At 45.0% G+C, this 23,332-nt stretch carries 20 protein-coding genes; 4 read left to right on the top strand and 16 right to left on the bottom strand.

The window, feature by feature from the left end:
- Positions 1–17 precede the first annotated feature (17 nt).
- The gene (gene hrpA / locus ACUM5Y_RS11400) at positions 18–3,893 is read right to left on the bottom strand and encodes an ATP-dependent RNA helicase HrpA (protein WP_445977268.1); all 3,876 of its coding nucleotides are present in this window, start codon (positions 3,891–3,893) and stop codon (positions 18–20) included.
- 192 nt (positions 3,894–4,085) lie between these two features.
- Here hrpA and cysK point away from each other — a divergent pair, with 192 nt between their 5' ends.
- On the top strand, positions 4,086–5,051 hold the full coding sequence (gene cysK / locus ACUM5Y_RS11395) for a cysteine synthase A (RefSeq protein WP_445976998.1): 966 nt from the start codon (positions 4,086–4,088) through the stop codon (positions 5,049–5,051).
- A gap of 86 nt (positions 5,052–5,137) precedes the next feature.
- On the opposite strand, the gene ACUM5Y_RS11390 is transcribed toward cysK, so the two are convergent.
- From ACUM5Y_RS11390 to ACUM5Y_RS11345, 10 genes are all read right to left on the bottom strand, one after another.
- A complete protein-coding gene (locus tag ACUM5Y_RS11390; RefSeq protein WP_445976997.1) occupies positions 5,138–5,917 on the bottom strand; it encodes a class II glutamine amidotransferase in 780 nt (259 codons plus the stop codon).
- A gap of 14 nt (positions 5,918–5,931) precedes the next feature.
- Complete coding sequence (locus tag ACUM5Y_RS11385) at positions 5,932–7,770, bottom strand: VWA domain-containing protein (RefSeq protein WP_445976996.1); 1,839 nt, start codon at positions 7,768–7,770, stop codon at positions 5,932–5,934.
- A 45-nt stretch (positions 7,771–7,815) separates the two neighbouring features.
- A complete protein-coding gene (locus ACUM5Y_RS11380; protein ID WP_445976995.1) occupies positions 7,816–8,295 on the bottom strand; it encodes a YcgN family cysteine cluster protein in 480 nt (159 codons plus the stop codon).
- 2 nt (positions 8,296–8,297) lie between these two features.
- A complete protein-coding gene (locus ACUM5Y_RS11375) occupies positions 8,298–8,591 on the bottom strand; it encodes a YcgL domain-containing protein (protein ID WP_445976994.1) in 294 nt (97 codons plus the stop codon).
- A 50-nt stretch (positions 8,592–8,641) separates the two neighbouring features.
- Positions 8,642–9,787 (bottom strand): ribonuclease D, encoded by a 1,146-nt coding sequence (rnd, locus tag ACUM5Y_RS11370; protein WP_445976993.1) that lies wholly within the window; start codon positions 9,785–9,787, stop codon positions 8,642–8,644.
- A 1-nt stretch (position 9,788) separates the two neighbouring features.
- The gene (gene recR, locus ACUM5Y_RS11365) at positions 9,789–10,382 is read right to left on the bottom strand and encodes a recombination mediator RecR (protein ID WP_445976992.1); all 594 of its coding nucleotides are present in this window, start codon (positions 10,380–10,382) and stop codon (positions 9,789–9,791) included.
- 9 nt (positions 10,383–10,391) lie between these two features.
- The gene (locus ACUM5Y_RS11360) at positions 10,392–10,718 is read right to left on the bottom strand and encodes a YbaB/EbfC family nucleoid-associated protein (RefSeq protein ID WP_445976991.1); all 327 of its coding nucleotides are present in this window, start codon (positions 10,716–10,718) and stop codon (positions 10,392–10,394) included.
- 14 nt (positions 10,719–10,732) lie between these two features.
- On the bottom strand, positions 10,733–13,036 hold the full coding sequence (gene dnaX, locus ACUM5Y_RS11355) for a DNA polymerase III subunit gamma/tau (protein WP_445976990.1): 2,304 nt from the start codon (positions 13,034–13,036) through the stop codon (positions 10,733–10,735).
- Between the two features lie 171 nt (positions 13,037–13,207).
- Entirely contained in the window at positions 13,208–14,203 is a 996-nt protein-coding gene (gene trhO / locus ACUM5Y_RS11350; protein WP_445976989.1) for an oxygen-dependent tRNA uridine(34) hydroxylase TrhO, read from the bottom strand.
- Between the two features lie 114 nt (positions 14,204–14,317).
- The gene (locus ACUM5Y_RS11345) at positions 14,318–15,013 is read right to left on the bottom strand and encodes a 2OG-Fe(II) oxygenase (RefSeq protein WP_445976988.1); all 696 of its coding nucleotides are present in this window, start codon (positions 15,011–15,013) and stop codon (positions 14,318–14,320) included.
- An 86-nt stretch (positions 15,014–15,099) separates the two neighbouring features.
- Between ACUM5Y_RS11345 and radD the strand changes: the two genes are divergently transcribed.
- On the top strand, positions 15,100–16,869 hold the full coding sequence (radD, locus tag ACUM5Y_RS11340) for a DNA repair helicase RadD (protein ID WP_445976987.1): 1,770 nt from the start codon (positions 15,100–15,102) through the stop codon (positions 16,867–16,869).
- 3 nt (positions 16,870–16,872) lie between these two features.
- On the opposite strand, the gene ACUM5Y_RS11335 is transcribed toward radD, so the two are convergent.
- Complete coding sequence (locus ACUM5Y_RS11335; protein WP_445976986.1) at positions 16,873–17,925, bottom strand: GGDEF domain-containing protein; 1,053 nt, start codon at positions 17,923–17,925, stop codon at positions 16,873–16,875.
- A 168-nt stretch (positions 17,926–18,093) separates the two neighbouring features.
- Positions 18,094–19,467: a glutathione-disulfide reductase gene (gorA, locus tag ACUM5Y_RS11330; protein WP_445976985.1), complete on the bottom strand. Its 1,374-nt coding sequence runs from the start codon at positions 19,465–19,467 to the stop codon at positions 18,094–18,096.
- 272 nt (positions 19,468–19,739) lie between these two features.
- Here gorA and xthA point away from each other — a divergent pair, with 272 nt between their 5' ends.
- Together xthA and ACUM5Y_RS11320 are read left to right on the top strand one after the other, a co-directional pair.
- Positions 19,740–20,552: an exodeoxyribonuclease III gene (gene xthA, locus ACUM5Y_RS11325; RefSeq protein WP_445976984.1), complete on the top strand. Its 813-nt coding sequence runs from the start codon at positions 19,740–19,742 to the stop codon at positions 20,550–20,552.
- 219 nt (positions 20,553–20,771) lie between these two features.
- The gene (locus tag ACUM5Y_RS11320) at positions 20,772–21,647 is read left to right on the top strand and encodes a TraB/GumN family protein (RefSeq protein WP_445976983.1); all 876 of its coding nucleotides are present in this window, start codon (positions 20,772–20,774) and stop codon (positions 21,645–21,647) included.
- 6 nt (positions 21,648–21,653) lie between these two features.
- On the opposite strand, the gene ACUM5Y_RS11315 is transcribed toward ACUM5Y_RS11320, so the two are convergent.
- The 3 genes from ACUM5Y_RS11315 to ACUM5Y_RS11305 form a co-directional block, all read right to left on the bottom strand.
- The gene (locus ACUM5Y_RS11315) at positions 21,654–22,487 is read right to left on the bottom strand and encodes a DNA ligase (RefSeq protein ID WP_445976982.1); all 834 of its coding nucleotides are present in this window, start codon (positions 22,485–22,487) and stop codon (positions 21,654–21,656) included.
- Between the two features lie 249 nt (positions 22,488–22,736).
- A complete protein-coding gene (locus tag ACUM5Y_RS11310) occupies positions 22,737–23,006 on the bottom strand; it encodes a Txe/YoeB family addiction module toxin (RefSeq protein ID WP_445976981.1) in 270 nt (89 codons plus the stop codon).
- Complete coding sequence (locus ACUM5Y_RS11305; RefSeq protein ID WP_445976980.1) at positions 22,999–23,253, bottom strand: type II toxin-antitoxin system Phd/YefM family antitoxin; 255 nt, start codon at positions 23,251–23,253, stop codon at positions 22,999–23,001. Before ACUM5Y_RS11305 ends, ACUM5Y_RS11310 begins: the two co-directional genes overlap by 8 nt.
- Positions 23,254–23,332: the final 79 nt, after the last annotated feature.

Genomic DNA, 23,332 nt, shown 5'->3' with positions numbered 1-23,332 from the left:
GGTGATTCATGTAAACCTTACACCAGCTTTTTCACCAGCTGCCATTGCTTTGATAAGCGCTTATCTGAAATTGGCTCTAATGTACCAACAGACTGAGCAAACAATGAAATTCTATATTCTTCCAACATCCAGCGATATTTTACCAACTCTGGATCGTACAGAGATTTTTCATTATGCGCTGTTTGTTGTCTTTGATAAGTTTGCCACAAAGATTCTAACTCAGACACAAAAGCGTTTTCTTTGTTCAAATGATTTTGAAAACGTTCAAGTCGCACCTCTATGCCTTTGAAATACCTTGGCAGTTGACCCAGCCAAAAAAGTGGCGTTTTGCCAATGAAGCCTGGGTAAATCAAATTTCCTAACTGCACTTTAATGTCTCCGTAAACTCGCGTCCAAGGCAAAGGAATTTGACCCTTCATCTTTTTCGCTACCCCTTGATAGGAGGACAAGACGCGGTACAGTTGGGTTGCCATCTCATTAGCTACGGTAACCAATTGACCTTTATGATCGCTGATACATTGCTCAAATTCCTTTTGACGACGCGGCAAAGGTCGGCCATCTAAAAAGACCTTATCCAAAATGGCATTGAGCAAGTCTTCTAGAAGAAGTTCTTTTTTTCCTAACGGCGCAAATATCAATAAAGATTCACGCAAGTGAGGCAAGTTCTTCTGCAAATAACGCATGTCTTTTTGCAGGGTAAGTTTTAACAGGGCAATTACCCCTTGGCGGTGATTTTCCTGGGCTGTAGATTGATCATCAAACATCTTCAAGGCCACACTGTCCCCTTGAGACACCAAGGCAGGAAACGCTGTTACCTTAATGCCAGCTTGAGTGATTTCTTGGCGCTCAGGAATATCTTGATCCGGCCATTGGCTTAGATTGTCTTGCTCGTGTTGCTTAGTACCAAACTTGGCAAAACTCTCTTCAACAAGCTCGCTGAATTGGCTTTGTAGCTTAGCTAAATCCTTGCCTACACCCAGCACCTTGCCCCGCTCGTCTACGACTTCGAGATTCAAAGTTAAGTGAGAATCAAGTTTTTCGGCATTCCATTCATTCAATGGAATATCGATCAGGGTTTCACGCTTAATTTGAAGACTCAACTGAGCCAGCAACTCCCCTTTGTCCTTAGAAAGATTAGGGTAAACACGGTCAACGAACTGTGGAATTGGTACAAACCGACGCCTTAAGGCTTTAGGCAAACCACGTAACAAAGCTTCACAGCGTTCTTTGATAAAGCCTGGTACTGCCCAACCAAGATCATCCAAACTAAGCTGTCGCAACAAGCCTACAGGGACTTTCAAGGTGGCACCGTCTTTGGCTTTACCGGGATCAAACTGATAATCAATGGGTAAAGCGACCCCATGCAAGCCAAAGCTGTCTGGGAAGGCAAATTCATCCACTTCTACTTGTTGGTTCACCAGATCTTCCCGAGTCATAAACAAGACATCCGGGGAAGTTTTAACGAAATAGTCTAGGCTCTTGGCGTTACGTACCTTGTCGGGCAGACGTTGATCATAAAAATTAAACAGACTTTCATCGTCCACCAAGATGTCACGGGTGCGAAGTTTCGCTTCTTGAGTTTCCAGCTGTTCAACCAGTTCTTTGTTACGAATAAAGAACTTCTGCTTGGTGCGCAATTCACCTTCTACTAGCCCAGATCGAATAAAGATCTCCCGTGCCTCTTCTGGATTCACATGGCCATAATCAATTCGACGTTTCGCCACGAGCACTAAGCCATACAATGAGACCTGTTCATTGGCCATGACTCGGCCTTGCTTACGCTCAAAATGTGGGTCGAAATACTGACGTTTCACAAAGGGAGCAGCGTATTCCTCAATCCAACTTGGATCAATTCTTGCCACTACCCGAGCGTACAGCTTGCTGGTTTCCATGAGCTCCGCCGCCATGATCCATTGGGGAGGCTTTTTGAACAACATAGAGCCTGGGAACACAGAAAGCTTGCGTGAGCGACAGCCCAGCATCTCCTTACTGTCGTCCATTTTATTGGCCACTTGTGTAAACAAGCCTGCTAACAAAGCTCGGTGAATGGCTTCGTAATTACGCTCTGTGCTGGCCACTTCTTTAAAGCCTAATTGTTTGCAGGCAATTAAAATTTGTCTGTGTATGTCACGCCATTCACGCATACGCATGAAGTTTAAAAACTGCTTACGACAATATTGGCGTAGCTGGTTTTGGGACAACTCCTGACGCTGGCCTTCAAACCGCTCCCAAAGGTTAAGCAGTACCGCAAAATCCGAGTCTTCGTCTTTGTCTTGAGCATGTGCTTGGTCAGACTGAGTTTTCTTATCCTGCGGGCGCTCACGGGGGTCTGGAATAGACAAGGCACTGACGATCACTGCCACATCTTTCAACACATTATGCTGCTGAGCGGCAATCAGAATACGCCCAAGTTTTGGGTCAATTGGCAGCTTGGCCAGTTGACGACCCACTGGGGTAAGTCGCTCCCCTTGTAACGCTCCCAACTCAGTTAATGCTCGATAACCATCGTTGATCATGCGTTTTTCAGGCATTTCAACGAAGGGGAACTTCTCTACTGCACCTAAGCGCAAGTTGGCCATTTGCAGGATGACCGACGCTAAGTTGGTTCGGAAAATTTCTGGGTCGGTAAATTCAGCGCGCGCTTGGAAATCGGCCTCATCGTATAAACGAATACAAATACCATCGGCAACACGTCCACAGCGCCCCGCCCTTTGGTTCGCACTGGCTTGGCTGATCTTCTCAATAGGTAATTGCTGAACCTTAGAGCGCACACTGTAGCGACTAATACGGGCAAGACCCGGGTCTATCACATAACGAATGCCGGGCACGGTTAATGAGGTTTCGGCAACGTTGGTAGACAAGACGATTCGGCGACCAGAATGGGCTTTGAAAATTCGTTTTTGCTCACTGGCACTTAGACGAGCGTAAAGGGGTAACACTTCGGTGCTGCGTAATTCCGCTCGACGCAGAATCTCGGCCGTTTCACGAATTTCACGTTCACCGGGCAAAAATACCAGAATATCACCCGCGCCTCGATAACCGGTTTTCCGCTCTTCCGCAATTAACAATTCCACCGCATCGAGAATACCCTGCTCCATGCTTTGGTCTTCGTCCAACTCTTCCGAGTCCGATTTGCTCAATAATGGCTGGTAACGCACTTCCACAGGGTAAGTTCGACCAGACACTTCAATGATGGGAGCATCACTGAAATGCTGCGAGAAGCGTTCCACGTCTATAGTGGCAGAGGTGACGATGACTTTAAGATCAGGACGTTTTTCTAACACACGTTTTAGATAGCCCAACAAAAAGTCGATGTTTAAGCTACGCTCGTGGGCTTCATCTATGATGATGGTATCGTATTTATACAGCAGTTTATCTTGTTGGATTTCGGCCAACAAAATACCGTCTGTCATTAACTTAACTAGGGTCTGTTCATTGCTTTCATCGCTGAATCGCACCTGAAAGCCCACTTGTTCCCCCAAGTTGACCTGCATTTCATCACTGATACGCTCCGCCACACTTCGTGCTGCAATACGACGAGGTTGAGTATGACCAATTAGCCCAGCAACACCACGACCCGCTTGCAAACACATTTTGGGAAGCTGGGTGGTTTTACCTGAGCCCGTTTCACCGGCAATAATAACCACTTGGTTATTCTCTATGGCGCTTATTATTTCTTCGGCACGAGCCGCGACAGGTAGGCTTTCATCGTATTTGATGGTGGGCATGCAGGCTTGACGAGATTGAAACAAAGCCGCTGATTTCTCAATCATTTGCTGCAATTCGTTCGCCATACGGTCATGGGGTAAGCCGTCTTTTTTACGTTTTGCTAATTGCGCCGTTTTTTGGGCAATAAGATGACGATCGCGCGTCATTAAGACATGATGATCCATGGTATCCAAAGGGTTATCCTATTTAGTTGATGCGAAGTCGTTTGATGTTGTAAGCCGAGCGCATCGTTTCTATCTATATGGTTGTAAATTCTAACATTAATCCCTATGAAGGGGTTATAGTGTTGTCTGTTTACGGGTTCGATTACTAAACCTTCGACGTCTTATAAAACCTCTCAATAATAAGGAAATCGTATGTCTCAGCAAATTTTCGAAGATAATTCTTTATCCATTGGCGACACGCCACTGGTACGCCTTAACCGCATTGGTAACGGCAATATCTGGGCGAAAATCGAAGCTCGTAATCCCGCTTTTTCTGTGAAATGTCGTATCGGCGCCAATATGGTTTGGGACGCTGAGAAAAAAGGCATTTTGAGCGAAGGCAAATCCATTGTTGAACCTTCCAGCGGCAACACAGGTATTGCTTTATGTTTTGTAGCGGCGTCACGCGGCTACCCTATTACCATCACTATGCCATCAAGCATGAGTGTGGAACGCCGTCAGGTAATGAAAGCTCTAGGCGCAAACATCGTATTGACTGAGCCAGCTAAAGGCATGAAAGGTGCTATAGAGAAAGCCCAAGAAATCGCTCAAGATGAAAACTTTGTCTTGTTGCAACAATTTGAAAACCCAGCCAACCCGGAAATTCATGAAAAAACCACAGGCCCAGAAATTTGGGAAGACACAGCGGGTGAAATCGATGTGTTTGTCGCAGGTGTTGGTACAGGTGGCACCATTACAGGTGTTAGCCGTTACATCAAAAACACCCAAGGCAAAGCCATTACCAGTGTGGCGGTTGAACCTACCAGCTCACCTGTTATCAGCCAAACACTGAATGGCGAAACGCCAACACCAGCACCTCACAAGATCCAAGGTATTGGTGCAGGCTTTGTCCCTAAGAACTTAGATCTATCAATTGTTGACCGTGTTGAGCAAGTTTCCAATGAAGATGCCATTGCTATGGCGAAACGCTTAATGCGCGAAGAAGGCATCCTATGTGGTATCTCTTGTGGCGCAGCGGTTGTGGCAGCAGAACGCCTAAGCCAAGAAGCAGAGTTTGAAGGCAAGAAAATTGTCGTAGTTTTACCAGACTCTGGCGAGCGTTACTTATCTACCGCTTTGTTTGAAGGTGAATTCACCGACAACGAGCTTGTGCAGTAATAGCCCATTCCATCACAAAAAATCCCGCTTAGGTGCCGTGACCTAAGCGGGATTTTTTTATAAAAGTGTCCTTTACAATGAAGGCATTATGGCTTTATTTGCGCCACCACTTCACCGCCTTCAAAAACACAAAGCTCCCCTTCTTGCATTTGCTGCCACACCTCATCCGCCGTTAAGGGTTGGGTGACAATCACCGTCACCACATCTTTGTCTGTGGTAACTTCTTTGAAATCTATGGTGACATCTTCATCGGACAAGCTGGCCTTTCTGAAAGGCGCTCGGCGAGTAATCCAATGCAGTTTGGTGGTACAGAAACAATACAGTCTTTGACCATCGGATAACATCATATTAAAGACGCCACGCTCTTTAAGCTGGGTAGCAAGCTCAAACAAGGTTGCCGACAGCAGATCTAAATCGGGTTTCTGATCAGAAAAACGCTGTTTTAATTGGGATAAAATCCAGCAAAAAGCACGTTCTGAGTCCGTATTACCAAGGGGTGCATAGTCATCAACAGGCAAAGCAGACGAATCCTCAAGTTGACCGTTATGAGCGTATGTCCAAGTTTCTTCCCACAACATTCTGCTAAAAGGATGTGTATTGAGTAATGAAACCGCCCCCACATTGGCTTGGCGAATATGGCTAATCACTATGTCACATTTCAAGGAGGTGTTACTCATTACCTCCGCCATGTCTGAGTCAGCACTGGGTCTTGGATCATGAATTGCCCACACATCTTTATCGCGATACATGGCCATACCCCAACCATCTTTATGGGGGCCTGTACGGCCACCTCGCGCGCGCAAGCCAGCAAAACTAAAACAAATATCCGTTGGCACATTGGCACTCATGCCCAATAACTCACACATGTTTATCTTTCACTCTATACAGATTTTTTCTTGGCTCGGCGGTACAAGATTACACCACCGACGATAACGATCAGCCCAGCGAGATTTAATGCCCCATACAACATCCATTCATTAGCAGAGAAAATATCTTGCTGATCACCTTCAATACTTGTGTCTATTTGAGCAGGTTCTGGCGTCAGATCATTATTTTCGTCTTGCACAGGGGCATTCGGGTCAGCCACTTCGACAACACTAGAAGGCACGTAAATCGGCATCACATCAACTTTAGGGGCAGCAATCACTACACCTGTGTCACTGCTCTGGGCTGTCGCAGTAATGGGTTCCGCAATGACATCTTGGCCTTGTTGCCAAGGCTGGGACCAGTATTCAAAGTTAACACCATTCTGTGTCACACCTTGTAGATTTACCCTAACTCTAAGCCCTTTTTCAGCTTCTAGAGGCACAACCTGCTGCCAGTAACCTTGCCCAATCAAGGGCATGTCTTCAATACGTTTAGTGCCATCTTGGTAGACGTATTCAATACGCACACTGGAACGCAGTAAGTGCAGCTTAAGGTTCACAGGCTTAGCAGAAAAAGCCATGAGATCTGGGCCCACTTTTTCAGCACTAAAATCAATGGCTGGATGCACGGTAAACACCTGGCTCATTTGGCGGGAGAAGCTTTGCCCATCCACATGGCTTAGCAACTCATAGTTACCCGGTGTGAGTGAATCACTCAGTTTGGATTTATAGCTGAAACCTACTGGTACCATCTCTTGTTGAGAAACAAGATTTCGACTTTCGCCATTTATTTTATATAAGCTTTGCTCAACCTTTAATAACCCCAACACACTGTCATCTTGAATTTGTTGTTCATTCTCAAACAAACCCAACGTCGAGAAAATTGGTTCATTAATAAACAAAACTGGCGCGATCTTCGTCACTTGTGCATTAAGGTCGGTGATAATACGAATACTACTGCGCTCAAGATCCACGTTATTAACTTGCCAGTCCCCTACCTGAGGCTTGGTAATGGTGACTAGGGTGTAATGAGAAGAGGCCGCAACGCTCACTCCTTGGGCATTCGTTAAAGGCAATTCACGGCCAGTAGGCGTAATGATTTCCGGTTGTTCTCCCGCACGATGGAAGACCACTAGAGTAAGCTCTTCAATGGCCTCGTCTACGAAAAAACGATTGCCATCGAAAGGCAGCTCTTCACTAGGAGAGGCCTGAGTAAAAATGCGCTCGAAGGTATCTAATAAATCTTCTGGGGCGGCCACTTCGACATGACTGGCATTGGTTTTTAAAGACAAGCTTTTTAACAAAGCTTTGTCTGTATAGCCCGTCATAGAAATGGTATGTAGATGAATACACTGCTCTTCTAAACGGGTTGTCAGTTCGTAGAGGATACGCTCTCTGGAGGCATTGTTAACCTCTTCATCAAGACTAATATCCACCATGCCGTCGGTCACTAAGATCCAGTGACGATCAAAGCCCGGTTCTAACTCACCTTGGTCTGGAGTGTTAAGAAGCAAAGCAATAATAGCTTCTAGATCTGTTTTAAGATCTTCTGTGGCATAGCTGTCGACATACTGGCTTAACTTGGCTTTGGTTGCCTTATTGATGCGATCTTCAGGCAACAACACCCGAGGGGTTTCACCAAATAACCAAATGCCTAAGGTGGCATGCTCTTCTGGGGCGAGATTAGAAATTAGGCGGAGCGCTTCGGAGGTCAGCTTGTCTGGATCACTCATTAACATACTGCCAGAAGCGTCCACAATAATGCGAAACTGGGTGTCCGCACGACTGCTGGTAGCGCCGAATATCAGCACGCTCATTAACACTACAATAAGATTTTGTTTAAACCACTTCACGTTAACGAACTCCTAATACAGGCGATTGACCGTTAAACTGATACGTCAATCTATTGAATACGGTTCAGGCATACCATGCACCCATTTGATAATATGGGTTTCCCAATCGTCTTCCTCTACACTGTTTTCATTCACAGCGTAATGCTCAACGGTTAAACCCTGACGCTTCATTTCTTTCTGGCTACCGACTTTCAAAGGGTGCCACTCTGGCAAATCCCCTGTTTCATGAAGCACACGATAACCACAGGTGTCTGGCAACCAATGAAATTCTTCTAACTGATCTAGGGTCAGCGTAATACAACTGGCCACTTTTTTCTGGCGTGTTTCATATACCTTACATTGGCAGGCATTGATATCAAGCTGATGACACGCCAAAGTGGTGTAAAACACCTCTTCGGTTTCGTCATCTTGCAGCTTCTGTAAACAACACTTACCACAACCGTCACAGATAGACTCCCATTCAGATGCTGACATCTTTTCTAGGGGCGTCGTTTTCCAAAACGGTTCATAACGCTTTGCAATCATAATTAATAAGCAGCCTGAGTTGGCGTTTTATACAGATCCAACAAATAGTCATCTTTCGCAGGCGGAAGCTGTAGGTAAAAGCCTTTTTCACGAATCCCTTCAATGACATTTTCTGGCTTGGAACGGGCCAATTTACTTTCTGTAGTGAGTAGCATGGTCATGGCGCTAATGCCTTTACCAAAACGTGCCATTAACTCTTCTGGCACTTTTTTAAGACCTATGCTTTTTTCCACATACAAGTACATTTCGTCGTGTTTGGAAGAGCGAAAGACTTCTACAATTAAATGCTGTTTCATAGTTTTCTCAATTTTGTCGTTTTGCAACAACGAGCTAAGCAAGTTAGCGACTAAGGGTTTGACTTAAATTTCTCTAACACAGGATTAACAATGGCCTCTCGACGCCAACCCAACAAAGCTGGATTTTGCCAATTCATATCCGAGCCATCGAACAAATGACGAACCAAAGGGTCCAGTAATTTGCGCTTCATCATGGCTTCTGGGGCAATTTCTAATGATTGTGCCTGTTCGCGTACAAAAGCTTTAATGGCCTTTGTTAACTCTCCCGCCTTAGAAGGCAGAGGAATTTCTAACGCTAACTGATATTCATCAGGGGATAAGCCTTTCACCCAATGAACTTTTTCTAAAATCACATCGCCATATAAACGGTGCTGACGACCGGTTAATTCTTCCGTAGTGGAAATCGCTCTATGGTGGCTTGGTAGATCTTTCGCCAAAGCCCACAAAGTTCGATCTTTCAGAATTTGGCCTTTCGGTACATCTTCTTTTCGAGCCTGTTCATCTCGCCAAATAAACAACAAACGCAATAGCGTTAAGCCTTCTGGAGTCAAACGCCAAGCGGTTTTAATATTCGCCCAATTTTGCTCAGGGTCAGAATTTTGCTGATATTGCCACTTAAGGGACTCACAGTCTTCTAACACCCAATCCAGCATATTTTTGGCTTTCAGCTTTTCAATTTGCTGAGGGTAAACCTGTGCCAAATACACCACATCCAAAGCGGCATAGCGCTTTTGGGCATCGGTTAAAGGACGCTGTAGCCAGTCGGAACGCGTCTCATCCTTCGCCACTTCGATGTTTAAATAGGCATGGATCAGCTTCACATAGCTTAAAGACCATTGGGCATTAGCGTAAGCTTCGCCTATTTGCGTGTCATAAAAAGGCGTTGGCAACACACCAAGCAAACGATCAAAAACATCCAGATCTTCCGAACAAGCGTGAAATACTTTCATCACATTTGGATCTATCATTAGGTCCCGTAACGGTGCCCAATCATCAATGCTTAGGGGGTCGATTAATACCGCCTTCTCCCCTTCACTGATTTGAATCAATCCCGTGATTGGGTAATAAGTACTGCGGCGAATGAATTCCGTATCCACCGCAATCACAGGTAATTCTGCCCAATACTCACACCAACTTCTTAATGAAGCATTGTCAGCAACCCAAATGATATTCAACGCTTGCTCTTGATCATTCATACTAGAGTGTCTTCCGTCCCTCTAGCGCAAGTGCCAGAGTGTTACCATCAACGTATTCAAGCTCACCCCCCATGGGAACCCCATGAGCAATGCGACTCACATTGATGTTCAGTTTTTTTAACAGTTCCGCAATATAGTGACAGGTTGCTTCACCTTCAATGGTGGAGTTTGTCGCTATGATCGCCTCTTCTACCGAGTTGTGCAGCACTAGCTGCTCAAGTCTGTCTAAGCCCAATTCTTCCGGACCAATGCCATCGATGGGAGACAGGTGCCCTAGTAATACAAAGTAACGGCCGTCGAAGGTTCCTGCCGATTCAATAGCAATCACATCGGCTGGGGTTTCAACGATACAGAGTTTTTTCGGGTCCCTATCGGATGACTGACAAAGACTACACTCAGACTCTTCCGTGAGTGTTCGACAACTAGAACAACGCCCAACTTTATCAAGAGCTTCACGCAATGAATTCGCTAAACGATCGGCCCCTTGATGCTCTCTTTCAAGCAGGTACAAAGCCATTTTCTGCGCAGATTTTGGCCCAACACCGGGTAAACAGCGCAAAGACTCAATCAGCTCTTTGATCAGAGGACTAAACAAGACAGCCTCCTAGAAAGGCATCTTGAAGCCAGGTGGTAAAGACATACCCGCAGTCGCGGCGTCCATCTTTTCCTTTTGGCTTGATTCGATGTTGCGTACCGCATCATTTACCGCTGCAGCAATCAGGTCTTCTAACATTTCTTTATCGTCTTCGAATAAAGAATCGTCGATAGACACACGCTTAACATCGTGACGGCCTGTCATGATAATTTTTACAAGACCCGCACCAGCTTGGCCTTCTACTTCCATGTTGGCGACTTCTTCTTGGGCTTTCTGCACGTTTTCCTGCATTTTCTGCGCTTGGCGCATCATGTTACCCATTCCACCTTTAAACATATCTTTTCTCCAATTTACGCTTTAACTTTGACTGTATCGTATATCAATTGTGCGCCCATCGTCGTTGAAAGGGCTTGCACAACTGGGTGTGCATTTAAATGATCTATGGCCACCTGTAAGGCTTCGGCACGCTTACTGGCGGCAAATTCTTCTGCGGTCACTCCGCTGACATCTTCCACCGTATCAATGATGAGCGGAACAGGAATACCAAAAAAGTCGCTTAGGGCATTTTGTATTTGCTCATAGCGAGTTTGATTCAGCATGTGCCCGTACTCCAAGGGCACCTGTAAACGTACCCCTTGGTCTGTGGACTCTATCAAGCTTGAGTTCATTAAGATGTTATGAACCAAACCCGATAACGCTAACCTTGGCGCCACCAGCCACCAAATTTTCATGGTTAACTGGTTATAGTGGGACATCTCTGGCACTGGAATACCAAGCGCTGGCTGGGCAATCCGATCGGGGATTTTAGCCAATCTATTATCCGTTGATACCTCCGTTTGAGGCTCTTCTTCAGCAGTGTCTTCTTCTACATCACTGTTTAATGCCTCAACCAAGGCCGCCGATGCGTTATATGGGTCTAAGACATCACTGATTGCCCGCTCTTCGGCTTCTTCTTCATCTTCCTCGTCCTCATCTTCTATGGGGGCGATTGGCTTTTTTTCATCGGTTGGTACGAATGATTCAGCCTTTTCCTCGGGTTCAAGAGAAGACTCAAGAGGAGATTCAACAACAGAATCAGCTACTGGAACTTCTTCTGTTTCCTCAATAGGCTCATCGCTCTCAACGTCTGGCTGTTGCTGTACAATAGGCGCATCAACCATAGAATCTGCAACAACAGGTTCTTCAGAAATGTCTTCTGCTGGGCTTTCTGGCACTGCAGGTTCAGCATCACTTTCTTCCCAAGGGGGTCGTTGATCTTGTGGTAATGATGATGCTTGAGAAACTGGCTCCGCTGGCGCTTCTACTGGGCTTATTGACTCAACCGCTGCCTGAGGCATTGAAGTCTCGGGGCTTGCAGAGGCTGTACTGCCTTCTATTGGCGCTTCCAGTGACTTTTCAGCGGGTGCTGGTGGCACTTCATGAGATACAGATGACGCTTCATGAGATACAGGCGTTTCAGCCACAACAGGCTCAGCACTTGTGTGTGTTGGTGCAGACACCACAGGGGCTTCAGGAGACGCCGAGGCTTGCGTTACTGGAGGTGCTTCGTAGCTCACTGTCATTGGGGGAGCAGGACGGAAAGCGATAAGGCGCAGCATTAGCATTTCAAAACCGGCGCGTACCGAATGGGCCAAGTGTAAATCTCGCTTACCAACCAATAAGCTTTGGTACATAATCTGAATTTCTTCTGCTGCCACCTGGCTCGCCATGGCTTGAATACGCGACAAATCCCCTAACTGATCCTGTAAAGCGCCGGGCACCTGTTGCTCAATGGCCACTCGATGCAAACAATCCATTAGGCTGCCACAAATGGCACTAAAGTCAGGCTGGTAATCCGCAAGCAGTTCAATTTTATGCATGACTTGTGCGGCTTGCTTAGCGACAACCGTTTCAAGTAAATCCAACACTTGAGACTGATTCACAAGCCCAAGCATGGCCGTCACACCAGACTCAGAGATATGACCGTTACCAAAAGCAATGGCTTGATCTGTCAAACTCAGCGCATCACGCATACTTCCATTGGCTGCTTGGCCGATTTGCCACAAGGCAGGCTGGTCGTATTCTATGGTTTCGCTTTGTAGCACGGTTTGCAGATAATCCACCACTCGTTGCGGTGTCATATTTTTAAGATTGAATTGCAAACAGCGAGACAAGATCGTTACGGGTAATTTCTGTGGGTCTGTAGTCGCTAATAGGAACTTAACATGGGCTGGCGGCTCTTCTAAAGTTTTTAATAAGGCGTTAAAAGAGTGAGTCGACAGCATGTGCACTTCGTCTATCAGATAGACTTTAAAGCGACCACGGGTCGGTGCATATTGGACGTTTTCTAATAATTCGCGAGTATCTTCCACCTTGGTTCGTGATGCCGCATCCACTTCGATAAGGTCAACAAAGCGACCTTCGGCGATTTCACGACAACTATCACAAGTGCCGCAAGGCTCTGGCGAGATACCATTGGTTTCACAGTTTAAGCATTTAGCAAAAATTCGCGCAATGGTGGTTTTACCGACCCCTCGGGTACCGGTAAATAAATAAGCATGGTGCAAACGTTGTTGGCGCAAAGCGTTAACAAGGGCTTGTAAAACATGGTCTTGTCCAGCCATTTCAAGAAATGTCTGAGGGCGCCATTTGCGTGCTAAAACTTGATAACTCATGATAGATACTGGCTAATGAAAAGCGATTTTTTATTGTACGGTAGTCGAAGCAATTTCGAAACCATTGTTGAACGACATTGGGGAGGGATTTTAACAGATTTCTGGAGAATTTGAGCGAAAGATCAAAGGTTTAAAAACACTCGGACTCAGTCCGAGTGTTTTTTGAACAAGTTATTTAGCGGCCGCTTGACGAATTTTACGTTGGCGCTCTTTTTCGGCTTCTTTTTCACTGCGGTGTTTTGCAACGGCTTCTGTTACTTCAGCACCTATGTGCTCTTCACCACGAGCTTTAGCTAACTGAACTTGACGTTCACGCTCAATAAAACGCTGGCGTTGCTCTGGAGAATACTTGTCAATACAGTGCACACAGCTAACACCTTGAACATAGGACTCAAGCTGCTTTTCTTCTTCTGTGATCGGCATACGGCAAGCGTGACACTGGTCGTAATCGCCTTTTTCTAGATCGTGATTAACCGACACACGGTTATCAAACACGAAGCAGTCACCTTCCCAAAGCGTCTCTTCTTTCGGTACTTCCTCAAGGTATTTTAAGATGCCGCCTTCTAGGTGATACACCTCTTCAAAGCCTTGCTCTAGCATGTAGGCCGTGGATTTTTCACAGCGAATGCCACCCGTACAGAACATGGCAACTTTCTTGTGTTTCGCCGGATCCATATTTTCTTTTACATAGGATGGGAATTCACGGAAGGTATCTGTTTTTGGGTTAACGGCATTTTTGAAGGTACCGATTTGCACTTCGTAATCGTTACGAGTATCTACTAGAACCACATCTGGGTCAGAGATCAGATCATTCCAATCTTGTGGCTTAACATAAGTGCCTACCACACGTTTTGGGTCGATGCCCTCAACGCCCATGGTGACGATTTCTTTTTTAAGCTTCACCTTAGTGCGGTAGAAAGGCATGTTTTCGTCGAAAGATTCTTTGTAAACAATATTGTCCAGCCCTGGCTGAGCATCTAACCAAGCCAACATAGCGTCTATGCCTTCACGGCTACCTGCGACAGTACCGTTAATGCCTTCACTGGCTAACAATAAGGTGCCACGAATGGCGTTTTCTTCGAGCACTGCTTGTAGAGGCTCACGCAACTCTACGTAGTTATTCAGTTCAACGAATTTATACAGGGCACATACAACAACTTTCGACATTTCTTTCTCCTCTGCGATCTGGAACGTAAAACCAGAGCAATTAAACAAGCCGCGCATTATAGAGATTTTTTGCCTGTGTTTCGAGACTCTACCCCTTATTTTAGGGCAATAATTTTATTGATCCGGATCAAGGTTTTGCCCAGTAGTGTTATTAACTCGAAACCAGCCCGCGATACTGTGGCGCGTTCGCTTAGCCACCTTCACTTCGTGATAAAAACATTCGCTCAAAAAGAACGCCATGCGGCCATTTTTTGGAAAAAAACGTCCCAACTCGATTTCTGGGTTATGTTCATCATAAATGACCAACTCCCCACCATCGCCTTCTTGCCAGTCATCGTTCAGATACAAAACGGTAGAAAGAATGCGGTTACTCTCCCCTTTAAAGGCGTCTATGTGTTTTTCATAAAAGGCACCTTTTTCGTAGCGAGCAAAATGCGCTTCATAATCAAATAGACCAATGAACAAATGGCGATTTAGCGCCACCCGCAATAACTCCATGGCATTTAGAAAGTCATGGCGAATTGCCGACTCTGGGTCGATCCAACGTATGTAGTCTCGGCGCGCTTCTAGCAACACCTGATGGTCTTGCTGACGTCCCACGCCAGCCCTTTGCATCTCTTCCACAGGTAAACCATGGGCTTCGTCCCGCAAGACTTTTGTGAAGCGAGTTGAGAAGAAGTCGTCCTGAATACTCCACCCCTTTGTCTGCAAATCGTTCAATAAATTGTAAAAAGGCTCTTCACGATCAAAAAGGGTAAGGGGTTCTTCGAAATACAAAGAACCAAGGGTCAACTTTTCAGGGGTCGTCAATGGATTAATCACTTATAAAAAGGCAAAATGAATGGCGCCGCCATCATACTTCAGCCTTTGCTTTAACACACCAAGATTCGCTCACTATGACACAAACTTTTAAATTACGTGATTATCAGCAACAAGCGGTGGAATCGGTCATTGAGCATTTTCGTCGACATCTAGACCCCGCTGTGATCGTCTTGCCAACTGGCGCTGGCAAAAGCTTAGTAATTGCAGAGCTTAGCAGGCTTGCCAATGGTCGAGTTGTTTGCCTAGCCCACGTGAAAGAATTGGTGGAGCAAAACCATGCAAAGTTTGAAGCTACGGGGAATACGGCTGGTATTTTTTCTGCTGGGCTAAATGAAAAAGCCAGCCATCACAAAACCACCTTTGCCAGTGTGCAATCCATTTCAGCTAATCTGTCGGCTTTTCAAGAACCTGTGAGCTTATTAGTCATTGATGAGTGTCATCGCATTAGCATGCAAGACAGTAGCCAATATCAGCAGACCATTGAGCATTTTAGAAAGCTTAACCCTAAGGTCAAAATACTGGGCTTAACCGCTACCCCCTATCGCTTAACTACCGGTTGGATTTATCAGCAGCATTATCATGGCTATTGTCGTGGGCAAATGGAGGATGCCAAGCAGGCAGCCTTTTTTAAAAAATGCATTTTTGAGCTTCCCTTACAACACATGGTCAAACAGGGCTACTTAACACCACCAGTTCACTACGATGCTGCCATAGCCCATTATGATTTTAGTTTGCTAACAGAGAGCTTAGACGGCGAACAAGACGCAAACGACATTGCCCTGAACGAACTCATTCACAAATACCCTAGAGTCACTCAAGCGGTTACCGAGCAGATATTGCAACTGAGTGAAAACCGCCAAGGGGTGATGATCTTTGCCGCGACCATAGATCATGCCTATGAAATTGGCAGCTATTTACCTGAAGACAGAACCGCCATTATTACCGGCAAAACGCCCATTCGTGAGCGAGACCAACTCATACAAGCCTTCAAACAGAAGCAGCTTAAATATCTCGTGAATGTCTCGGTACTCACCACAGGTTTTGATGCGCCCCATGTGGATGTTATTGCCATCTTGCGCCCTACCCAATCCATCAGTTTGTTCCAGCAAATTGTGGGCCGAGGTTTACGACTAAGCGAAGGCAAGCAAGACTGCTTAATTTTGGACTACACCAACAATGGCTATAATATTTTTCAGCCTGAAATTGGTGAAAAAAAGCCCACCAGCGATTCAGTAGCAGTACAAATTCATTGCCCTGAATGCGATTTCGCCAACACCTTTTGGGGACGAGTGGACGCTGAAGGAAACATTCTTGAACACTTTGGACGCCGCTGTCATGGGCTAGTGGAAATGGGCGATAGTAAAGAGCAATGCCAATATCGCTTTAAATTTAAACGCTGCCCTCATTGTGACAGTGAAAATGATATCGCCGCCCGACAATGCCACCAGTGTTTCGAAAAGCTGCTCGATGCAGACGATCAACTGCGCAATGCGCTCAACCTAAAGGACAATAAAGTATTACGATGCTCTGGCTTCACAACCGAGCATTCCATTAGTGGAGAGACCCTTAAAATTATTTACCACGACGAAGAAGGTATTACCCTGACCGAGACATTCCGTTTTAAACAAAAAAAGTCTCGGCAAGCCTTCAATGACATATTTGCAAAACGCTTAGCAGCGGCGACGCAAAACATCAGCTTTGAGAACGTTGAGGAGCTGCTGCCTTTCTTACCATACTTGCCTTCCCCAGACTTTGTTATCGCCAAGAAGAACAAACAGTATTGGCAAGTGACAGAGCGTCTCTTTGATTACCAAGGCCCCTACCGAAAAGCCAACCAACTGTAGCCCTTAGCCTTCCGCCATTAGGCTTATCAAACGGTTACCGCCTTGGGATTTGGCGATGTATAACGCTTTATCGGCTAGGCTAATATAGCTTTCAATTTGCTCGTTAGAGACTTCACCACTTGGGGTGACAAAATCAATACTACAAAAACCAATAGATAGTGTGAGATATACATCATTTTCACTCAGACTACTGACCCTTTCCTGAATGGATTTAAAGAGTTCAGTACCTTGTTGCAGATCTTTACCAGGCAAGAAGATTAAAAACTCATCGCCAGCCAAACGCCCTAAAACATCATGCCTTCCAATAGAGCCATCAAGCAAACTAGCCAGAGAAACCAATACCTCATCGCCATTTTTATGGCCATAGGTATCGTTTAACTCTTTGAAATTATCAATATCGACAATCGCCAATAAGCCTTTATCCGCCTTCTGGCACAGCTTGTTCATAGACTGAGTTAGAGCGCTATAAATCCCTCGTCGGTTAAGCACATTCGTTAAACTGTCGTGGTCCGCCATAAATTGCAGCTCTTTATTAAGCTCACTTAACTGCTTCTCTTGGCTTCTTCTAACCAGCTCAACTTCTATCCAAGAAGCCATTAGTTGCAAGGCGTCTAGATCGAAGTCATGAAATTTACGAGGAAAAGGTAAAGGGCTAGAAAAGTTTAACGTCCCGTATAGCTCACCCTGAACATAGATGGGAATACCGATATAAGCTTCTAGACCAAAGGCTTGATAAGCCGGATGTACGGCTAACCTATCATCTTGACCAACATGCTCAATCGCAACGGCTTGATTTGCCGTACAGGTAATGGAGCAATAGGTGGCATCAAAATTGAATTTGTCCCCAGATTGTAAAGGGATCTCGACAGGCGTCACACAATATTGAATGACATAATCCTCTCCATCTATTTTGGAAAGGATGGCAATGTCTAAATCGAATCGCTCTAAGCCCATTCGAAGTAATTGCCTGATCTGTTCTTCAAAACCTAAATGGTGGTTATTGGTAATTTGATAAAGCTTGCGTATAACTTGTTCACTACTAGAGGGGGAAATCATTATTATGTACCTCTATTCGTTATTAAGCCTGATAAAGCAGCCTGCTTTATTCATCTAACAACTGATGTTTAAAAGCGTGTAAGACACTAAACATAGTTATAACACCCTGCCCTAATAAAAACAAAGGCGCACTAGGCGCCTTTGTTTAACTAGCTGATCTGTAAAGGCTTAACGTTTCTTCAAAGCACCAGCCGAGAAGGTAACAAACTCTTCTGCACTGGTTGGGTGAACCCCAACGGTAGCATCGAAGTCAGCTTTCGTGGCACCTGCTTTAATGGCAATGCCTAAACCTTGGATAATCTCACCCGCATAGTCACCCACCATGTGAGCACCAATGACTTTATCGTCGGCGTTATTGACCAAAAGCTTCATCAGTGAGCGAGTTTGCGCACCGGACAAAGTATGTTTCATGGCACGGAAATCCGTCTGATAAACACGGAAATCTAAACCACGGGCATCGGCTTCTTGTTCCGTTAAGCCCACTGTACCAATGGATGGCTGGCTAAACACGGCGGTAGGAATATTGTCGTAGTCAAAATCGACAGCTTTACCTTCAAACCAGAAATCGATTAATGCCATGGCTTCTTTAATCGCCACTGGGGTAAGCTGAATACGATCCGTCACATCCCCCAGAGCAAACACGCTTGGTGCACTGCTGACAAAGTTGCTATCAACGATGACAGCGCCGTTTTTACCCGTTTCAACGCCTGCTTTATCAAGCGCCAAAGAAGCAACATTTGGCACACGACCTGTAGCGTATAAAATCAGTCCGAACTCTTCAGAACTACCATCTTTAAAATGCACAATACGCTTACCAGCAGGGTCCGCTTTATCCGCCAATTCGATGGATGCTACGTCAGTGTTCAAACGAACATCAATTCCAGACTTCACATATTCTTCGCTGGCGAAAGCGCGTACGTCTTCATCAAAGCCACGTAGTAACTGGTCACCACGATAGGCCAATGAAGTATCAACCCCTAGTCCGTTCAAGATACCGGCAAACTCAACAGCAATATAACCACCGCCGACGACCAATGCTTTTTCAGGTAGCGAATCTAGATAGAACATTTCATTGGAGCTTACGACTAAATCAGAACCAGTAAACTCAGGAATGAATGGTTTAGCACCTACAGCGATCAAAATTCTTTCCGCTGTGTAGGTCTGCCCAGCCACTTCTACCGTGTGAGCATCGACAAATTTAGCGTAACCGGAAATAACTTCTACTCCAGCATTACCCAACAAGTTGCCATAAATAACGTTTAGACGTTCAATTTCTTTGGTTTTGTTGTCACGTAATACAGACCAGTCAAAACTAACGCCTTCGTGCTTCCAACCAAAACCAGCCGCTTCTGAAAAACCATGACCGTATTCAGAGCCATAGACAAATAACTTTTTCGGCACACAACCTATGTTGACACAAGTGCCACCCAAAGCACTGCCTTCTGCTACAGCAACTTTATAAGCTTTAGACGCCGCCACTCGACTTGCGCGAACACCACCAGAACCGGCACCAATTACAAAAAGATCATACTGATAAGCCATTTACAGCCCCTTCCTACGTCAGTGTTGTTAAATTCGATGCGCCAAGTGTAGCAGTACCGAACCTATAAGTTAAAAAGAAGCCGTGACTATTCTGCCCTGAAATGCTGAAAAACCATGAAAATGTGCATTTTAGTCAAAAAGTTAAACCCTCTCCGATTCATTAGCCTCTAAAATAGTGAGCACATGGGAACGCTTGTGGACATTTTTGGCAAAAACTTTATGCCCCCATAACACCAAGGTATGATTACAGAAACACTTTAGGAATCCTTACTATGAAATTTGTCTCATTCAATATCAATGGCTTACGTGCTCGCCCTCATCAGATAGAAGCGTTGGTTGAAAAGCACTCTCCAGATGTAATCGGCCTACAAGAAATTAAAGTGCACGATGATGCCTTCCCTCATGAAATCCCTGAGTCCGTGGGTTACCACGCTTACTATTACGGCCAGAAATCTCATTACGGTGTCGCTATTTTTAGTAAACAAGAAGCCACAAGTGTTGAGTATGGATTCCCGGGGGATGAAGAAGACGCCCAACGTCGTATGATCATTGCTACCTTTGATACGCCACAAGGCCCAGTAAAAGTACTGAATGGCTACTTCCCTCAAGGGGAAAGCCGTGACCACGAAACCAAGTTTCCAGCGAAACGAAAGTTTTATGCAGACCTTATGGAATACCTTGCGAACCATACTGCTGATGAAAAGATCATCGTCATGGGAGACATTAATATCTCACCAACAGATCTTGATATCGGTATTGGTGAGGCAAATGCTAAACGTTGGTTAAAAACCGGTAAATGTAGCTTCTTACCAGAGGAGCGTGAGTGGTTCAAAATCCTTTGCGACTGGGGACTAACAGACACCTACCGTCAGCTAAACCCAGAGAAAAATGATCGTTTTAGCTGGTTTGATTACCGCTCAAAAGGTTTTGATGACACCCCTAAGCGCGGGCTACGCATCGATGTCATCATGTCTTCAAATGGCTTAACGCCATATTTGGAAGATAGCGATGTGGACTACGAGCTTAGAGGCTTAGAAAAGCCATCTGACCATGCCCCAATTTGGACAAGTTTCAAGCTCGATTAAGCACTATTTAGCAGCGGCCTTTTTGATCATTTTTTGCACTATTTTTACAAAGGCCGCTGTTACTGATGTGAACCACTATTATTTACGCATACCCCCAGATTTATCCACAGACTATGTGGATGACTTCCATTCCCATTAGTGTCATCCTCGAACATTCTGGCAAGTCTTTTAAAAAAGCCAGTCATATTTACACCTTATCACTCAATTAGAGCACCTAGAATGAACAAACTTTTTCTGCTACTGGTTATCTCATGCTTGGCCAGTTACACCTCAATAGCCAACAGTGCTTCGGTATGGAAAGTCTCATCTGGGGAGCATAGTTTGTATTTAGGTGGCACACTTCACTTGCTGACCCAAGAAGACTACCCACTACCAAGTGAATATGAACAAGCCTACCAAGCCGCTGATACCATTCTTTTTGAAACAGATATGAGCGTAATTAATAGCCCCCAGTTTCAACAAAAAATTGGCGAGACTTTTAGATCGGACATTCCGTTACAGCATCAGCTAAGTTCGAACACTTACCAAGAACTGCTTGAATATCTTACTCAGAAAAACATCAACCCCATGACACTCCAGCACTACAAGGCTGCCCTAGTGAGTGTTTCCATCAGTATGTTTGAACTGGAATCCATGGGCTTTAACACCATAGGCGTGGACAATTACTACCATCAACAAGCCTTGCGAGATAATAAAAAAATCCATTGGTTAGAGTCCCCTCAGACCCAATTACTGACGCTCGCCAGCTTAGGTAATGAAGACCCAGACAAACTCATTCTATACAGTCTTTTAGATATTGAAGCCATGCCAGAAAACTTGGAGGCTATTCATGGCGCTTGGCGAGATGGGAACATGGAACGTCTTGCCGACTATACACTCGTCGATCTAAAAAAGGATTTCCCACAGATTCATCAGGGCTTATATGTCAGCCGCAACCAGAATTGGCTACCTCAAATCCTACAAATGCTTAAGGATGAACAAACAGAATTTATCTTAGTGGGCGTTTCCCATATGGCGGGTGAAGACGGATTGCTAAAACAACTTGCACAGCGGGGCTATCAGATCGAACAGTTAAGTGAACCGACAGCCCAGTAATGACCACTAGGGTCGCACACGCAAAAAACTAGCAAACCTTGGTACGCCATTATTGGTAAAACCGTGATAACGAAAGGTCACCCTACTCCCTATGGCTGGTGGAGACGAACGCTCTTTATCACTAAAGCCTGTGCCAATTTTGAACCTTATGCCGGAAGGCAACTCCACCAATAAAGACCCCATTTGCCCTTCATACTTGCCTTTACCCGGCAACACATCAAGGACTGTCGCTTCCGCATCCATATAGGGTTTTAGTTTAAGCAGGTGATCACTACGACCCTGACTGAATTGCGCTGATTTTAAATGCAGCATTAAGCCTTCCGCACCCTGTGCAACGTATTCATCAAGCAATTTAAATAACGTGGTTTTGTCTGTGACAGTAAATTGCTCTACCGGAATCACATGAGAAAGATTGGCTTGCTGGAGGATACGGGTATAACGGCTGACTCTTTGTTCAAACGTAAAGGTTCGATTCTTGTCTGGGGCATCAAACACCATGTAGTGGATCTTTCGCCATTCTTGATCAACAGGTGTCTGTTTAGAAACGGCGGATTGAATAAAAGCAAAGTCTTGGCGTTTTGACCATAATTCACCGTCTAACCAGATATTGGGTAACCCTCTGGTAAACCAAGCTGGCGCATGAATGGTTTTACCCGTTCTTGTCAGCAGCTCCGAACCTGTCCATATTGCTCGAATACCATCGTACTTTTCACTCACAAGATAATCGCTGACGACCACCTTGTCATCGTACACCTTTGCTAACTCCACTGGGTATTGACCATACAACACAGCCGAGAAAGCCATACTTAAAATACAGGCACACATGCGTAACATCATCATTCACTCCTTTGAATGTTTTAACCGCCATTGTCTATGTTTAGGCGCTTGTTATAGCGTACCCCCCTAACCTAGACACTAATTTTTTATAAATTGCATTTTTATCAGGTTTACCAACTGCTAATTTAATTTTATAAACAGATTCATACTCTCTGACAGCCTTAGCCTTAATGCCATTTCGAAGGTAACAGAGCTCTGCCCTTTAGGGGTTCTGTTAAGAGTTGAATGAGTTGCCCAACCACTGAAGCGGATTTAGTAGTGGTAACGACATGAAATGATTGTTATCGCTTGATCATCGACTGCGTAAACAAGTCTGTTAGTGTCGTCAATGCGGCGAGACCAAAAGCCAGATAAGTTCTCTTTTAAGGGCTCAGGTTTACCAATACCCTCAAAAGGAGAACGCTTCACATCATTAATAAGTTTGTTGATACGCTTAAGCGTTTTCTTATCTTGGGTTTGCCAATACAAATAGTCACCCCAAGCTTCATCAGTCCACGATTGTAAACGTTGACTACTACTCATCAATTAACTCTCGTGCGGTTGTTTTCCCGGCACGGTACTGTTCTATTGAGCGGTTTAAGTGTTCAGCATTTTGAGGAGAGCGTAGTAAATGTACTGTCTCCATAAGACTGTTGTAATAGTCTAAAGACATAACCACAGCATCTTCAGAGTCACGACGTGTAATGACCGTTGTATCTGCATCATTAACGACACCGTCTAAAACAGCTTTAAGACTATTTCTAGCTTCGGTAAAAGATACGATTCTCATAACAACCTCTACATGTACGTTTAATGGAACAAGTATAGTCTTCACACATATACATGTACAGTGAATTGAACAATTAGGG

Source organism: Marinomonas dokdonensis, assembly GCF_052747885.1.
The sequence above is the reverse complement of the archived record's forward strand: the minus strand, read 5'-3'. Positions and strand labels throughout refer to the sequence as shown.

Coding starts and splice junctions, on each gene's coding strand:
- hrpA (WP_445977268.1), bottom strand. CDS start 3,893: ATGGATCATCATGTCTTAATGACGCGCGATCGTCATCTTATTGCCCAA.
- cysK (WP_445976998.1), top strand. CDS start 4,086: ATGTCTCAGCAAATTTTCGAAGATAATTCTTTATCCATTGGCGACACG.
- ACUM5Y_RS11390 (WP_445976997.1), bottom strand. CDS start 5,917: ATGTGTGAGTTATTGGGCATGAGTGCCAATGTGCCAACGGATATTTGT.
- ACUM5Y_RS11380 (WP_445976995.1), bottom strand. CDS start 8,295: ATGATTGCAAAGCGTTATGAACCGTTTTGGAAAACGACGCCCCTAGAA.
- ACUM5Y_RS11375 (WP_445976994.1), bottom strand. CDS start 8,591: ATGAAACAGCATTTAATTGTAGAAGTCTTTCGCTCTTCCAAACACGAC.
- rnd (WP_445976993.1), bottom strand. CDS start 9,787: ATGAATGATCAAGAGCAAGCGTTGAATATCATTTGGGTTGCTGACAAT.
- ACUM5Y_RS11360 (WP_445976991.1), bottom strand. CDS start 10,718: ATGTTTAAAGGTGGAATGGGTAACATGATGCGCCAAGCGCAGAAAATG.
- dnaX (WP_445976990.1), bottom strand. CDS start 13,036: ATGAGTTATCAAGTTTTAGCACGCAAATGGCGCCCTCAGACATTTCTT.
- trhO (WP_445976989.1), bottom strand. CDS start 14,203: ATGTCGAAAGTTGTTGTATGTGCCCTGTATAAATTCGTTGAACTGAAT.
- radD (WP_445976987.1), top strand. CDS start 15,100: ATGACACAAACTTTTAAATTACGTGATTATCAGCAACAAGCGGTGGAA.
- ACUM5Y_RS11335 (WP_445976986.1), bottom strand. CDS start 17,925: ATGATTTCCCCCTCTAGTAGTGAACAAGTTATACGCAAGCTTTATCAA.
- gorA (WP_445976985.1), bottom strand. CDS start 19,467: ATGGCTTATCAGTATGATCTTTTTGTAATTGGTGCCGGTTCTGGTGGT.
- xthA (WP_445976984.1), top strand. CDS start 19,740: ATGAAATTTGTCTCATTCAATATCAATGGCTTACGTGCTCGCCCTCAT.
- ACUM5Y_RS11320 (WP_445976983.1), top strand. CDS start 20,772: ATGAACAAACTTTTTCTGCTACTGGTTATCTCATGCTTGGCCAGTTAC.
- ACUM5Y_RS11315 (WP_445976982.1), bottom strand. CDS start 22,487: ATGATGATGTTACGCATGTGTGCCTGTATTTTAAGTATGGCTTTCTCG.
- ACUM5Y_RS11310 (WP_445976981.1), bottom strand. CDS start 23,006: ATGAGTAGTAGTCAACGTTTACAATCGTGGACTGATGAAGCTTGGGGT.
- ACUM5Y_RS11305 (WP_445976980.1), bottom strand. CDS start 23,253: ATGAGAATCGTATCTTTTACCGAAGCTAGAAATAGTCTTAAAGCTGTT.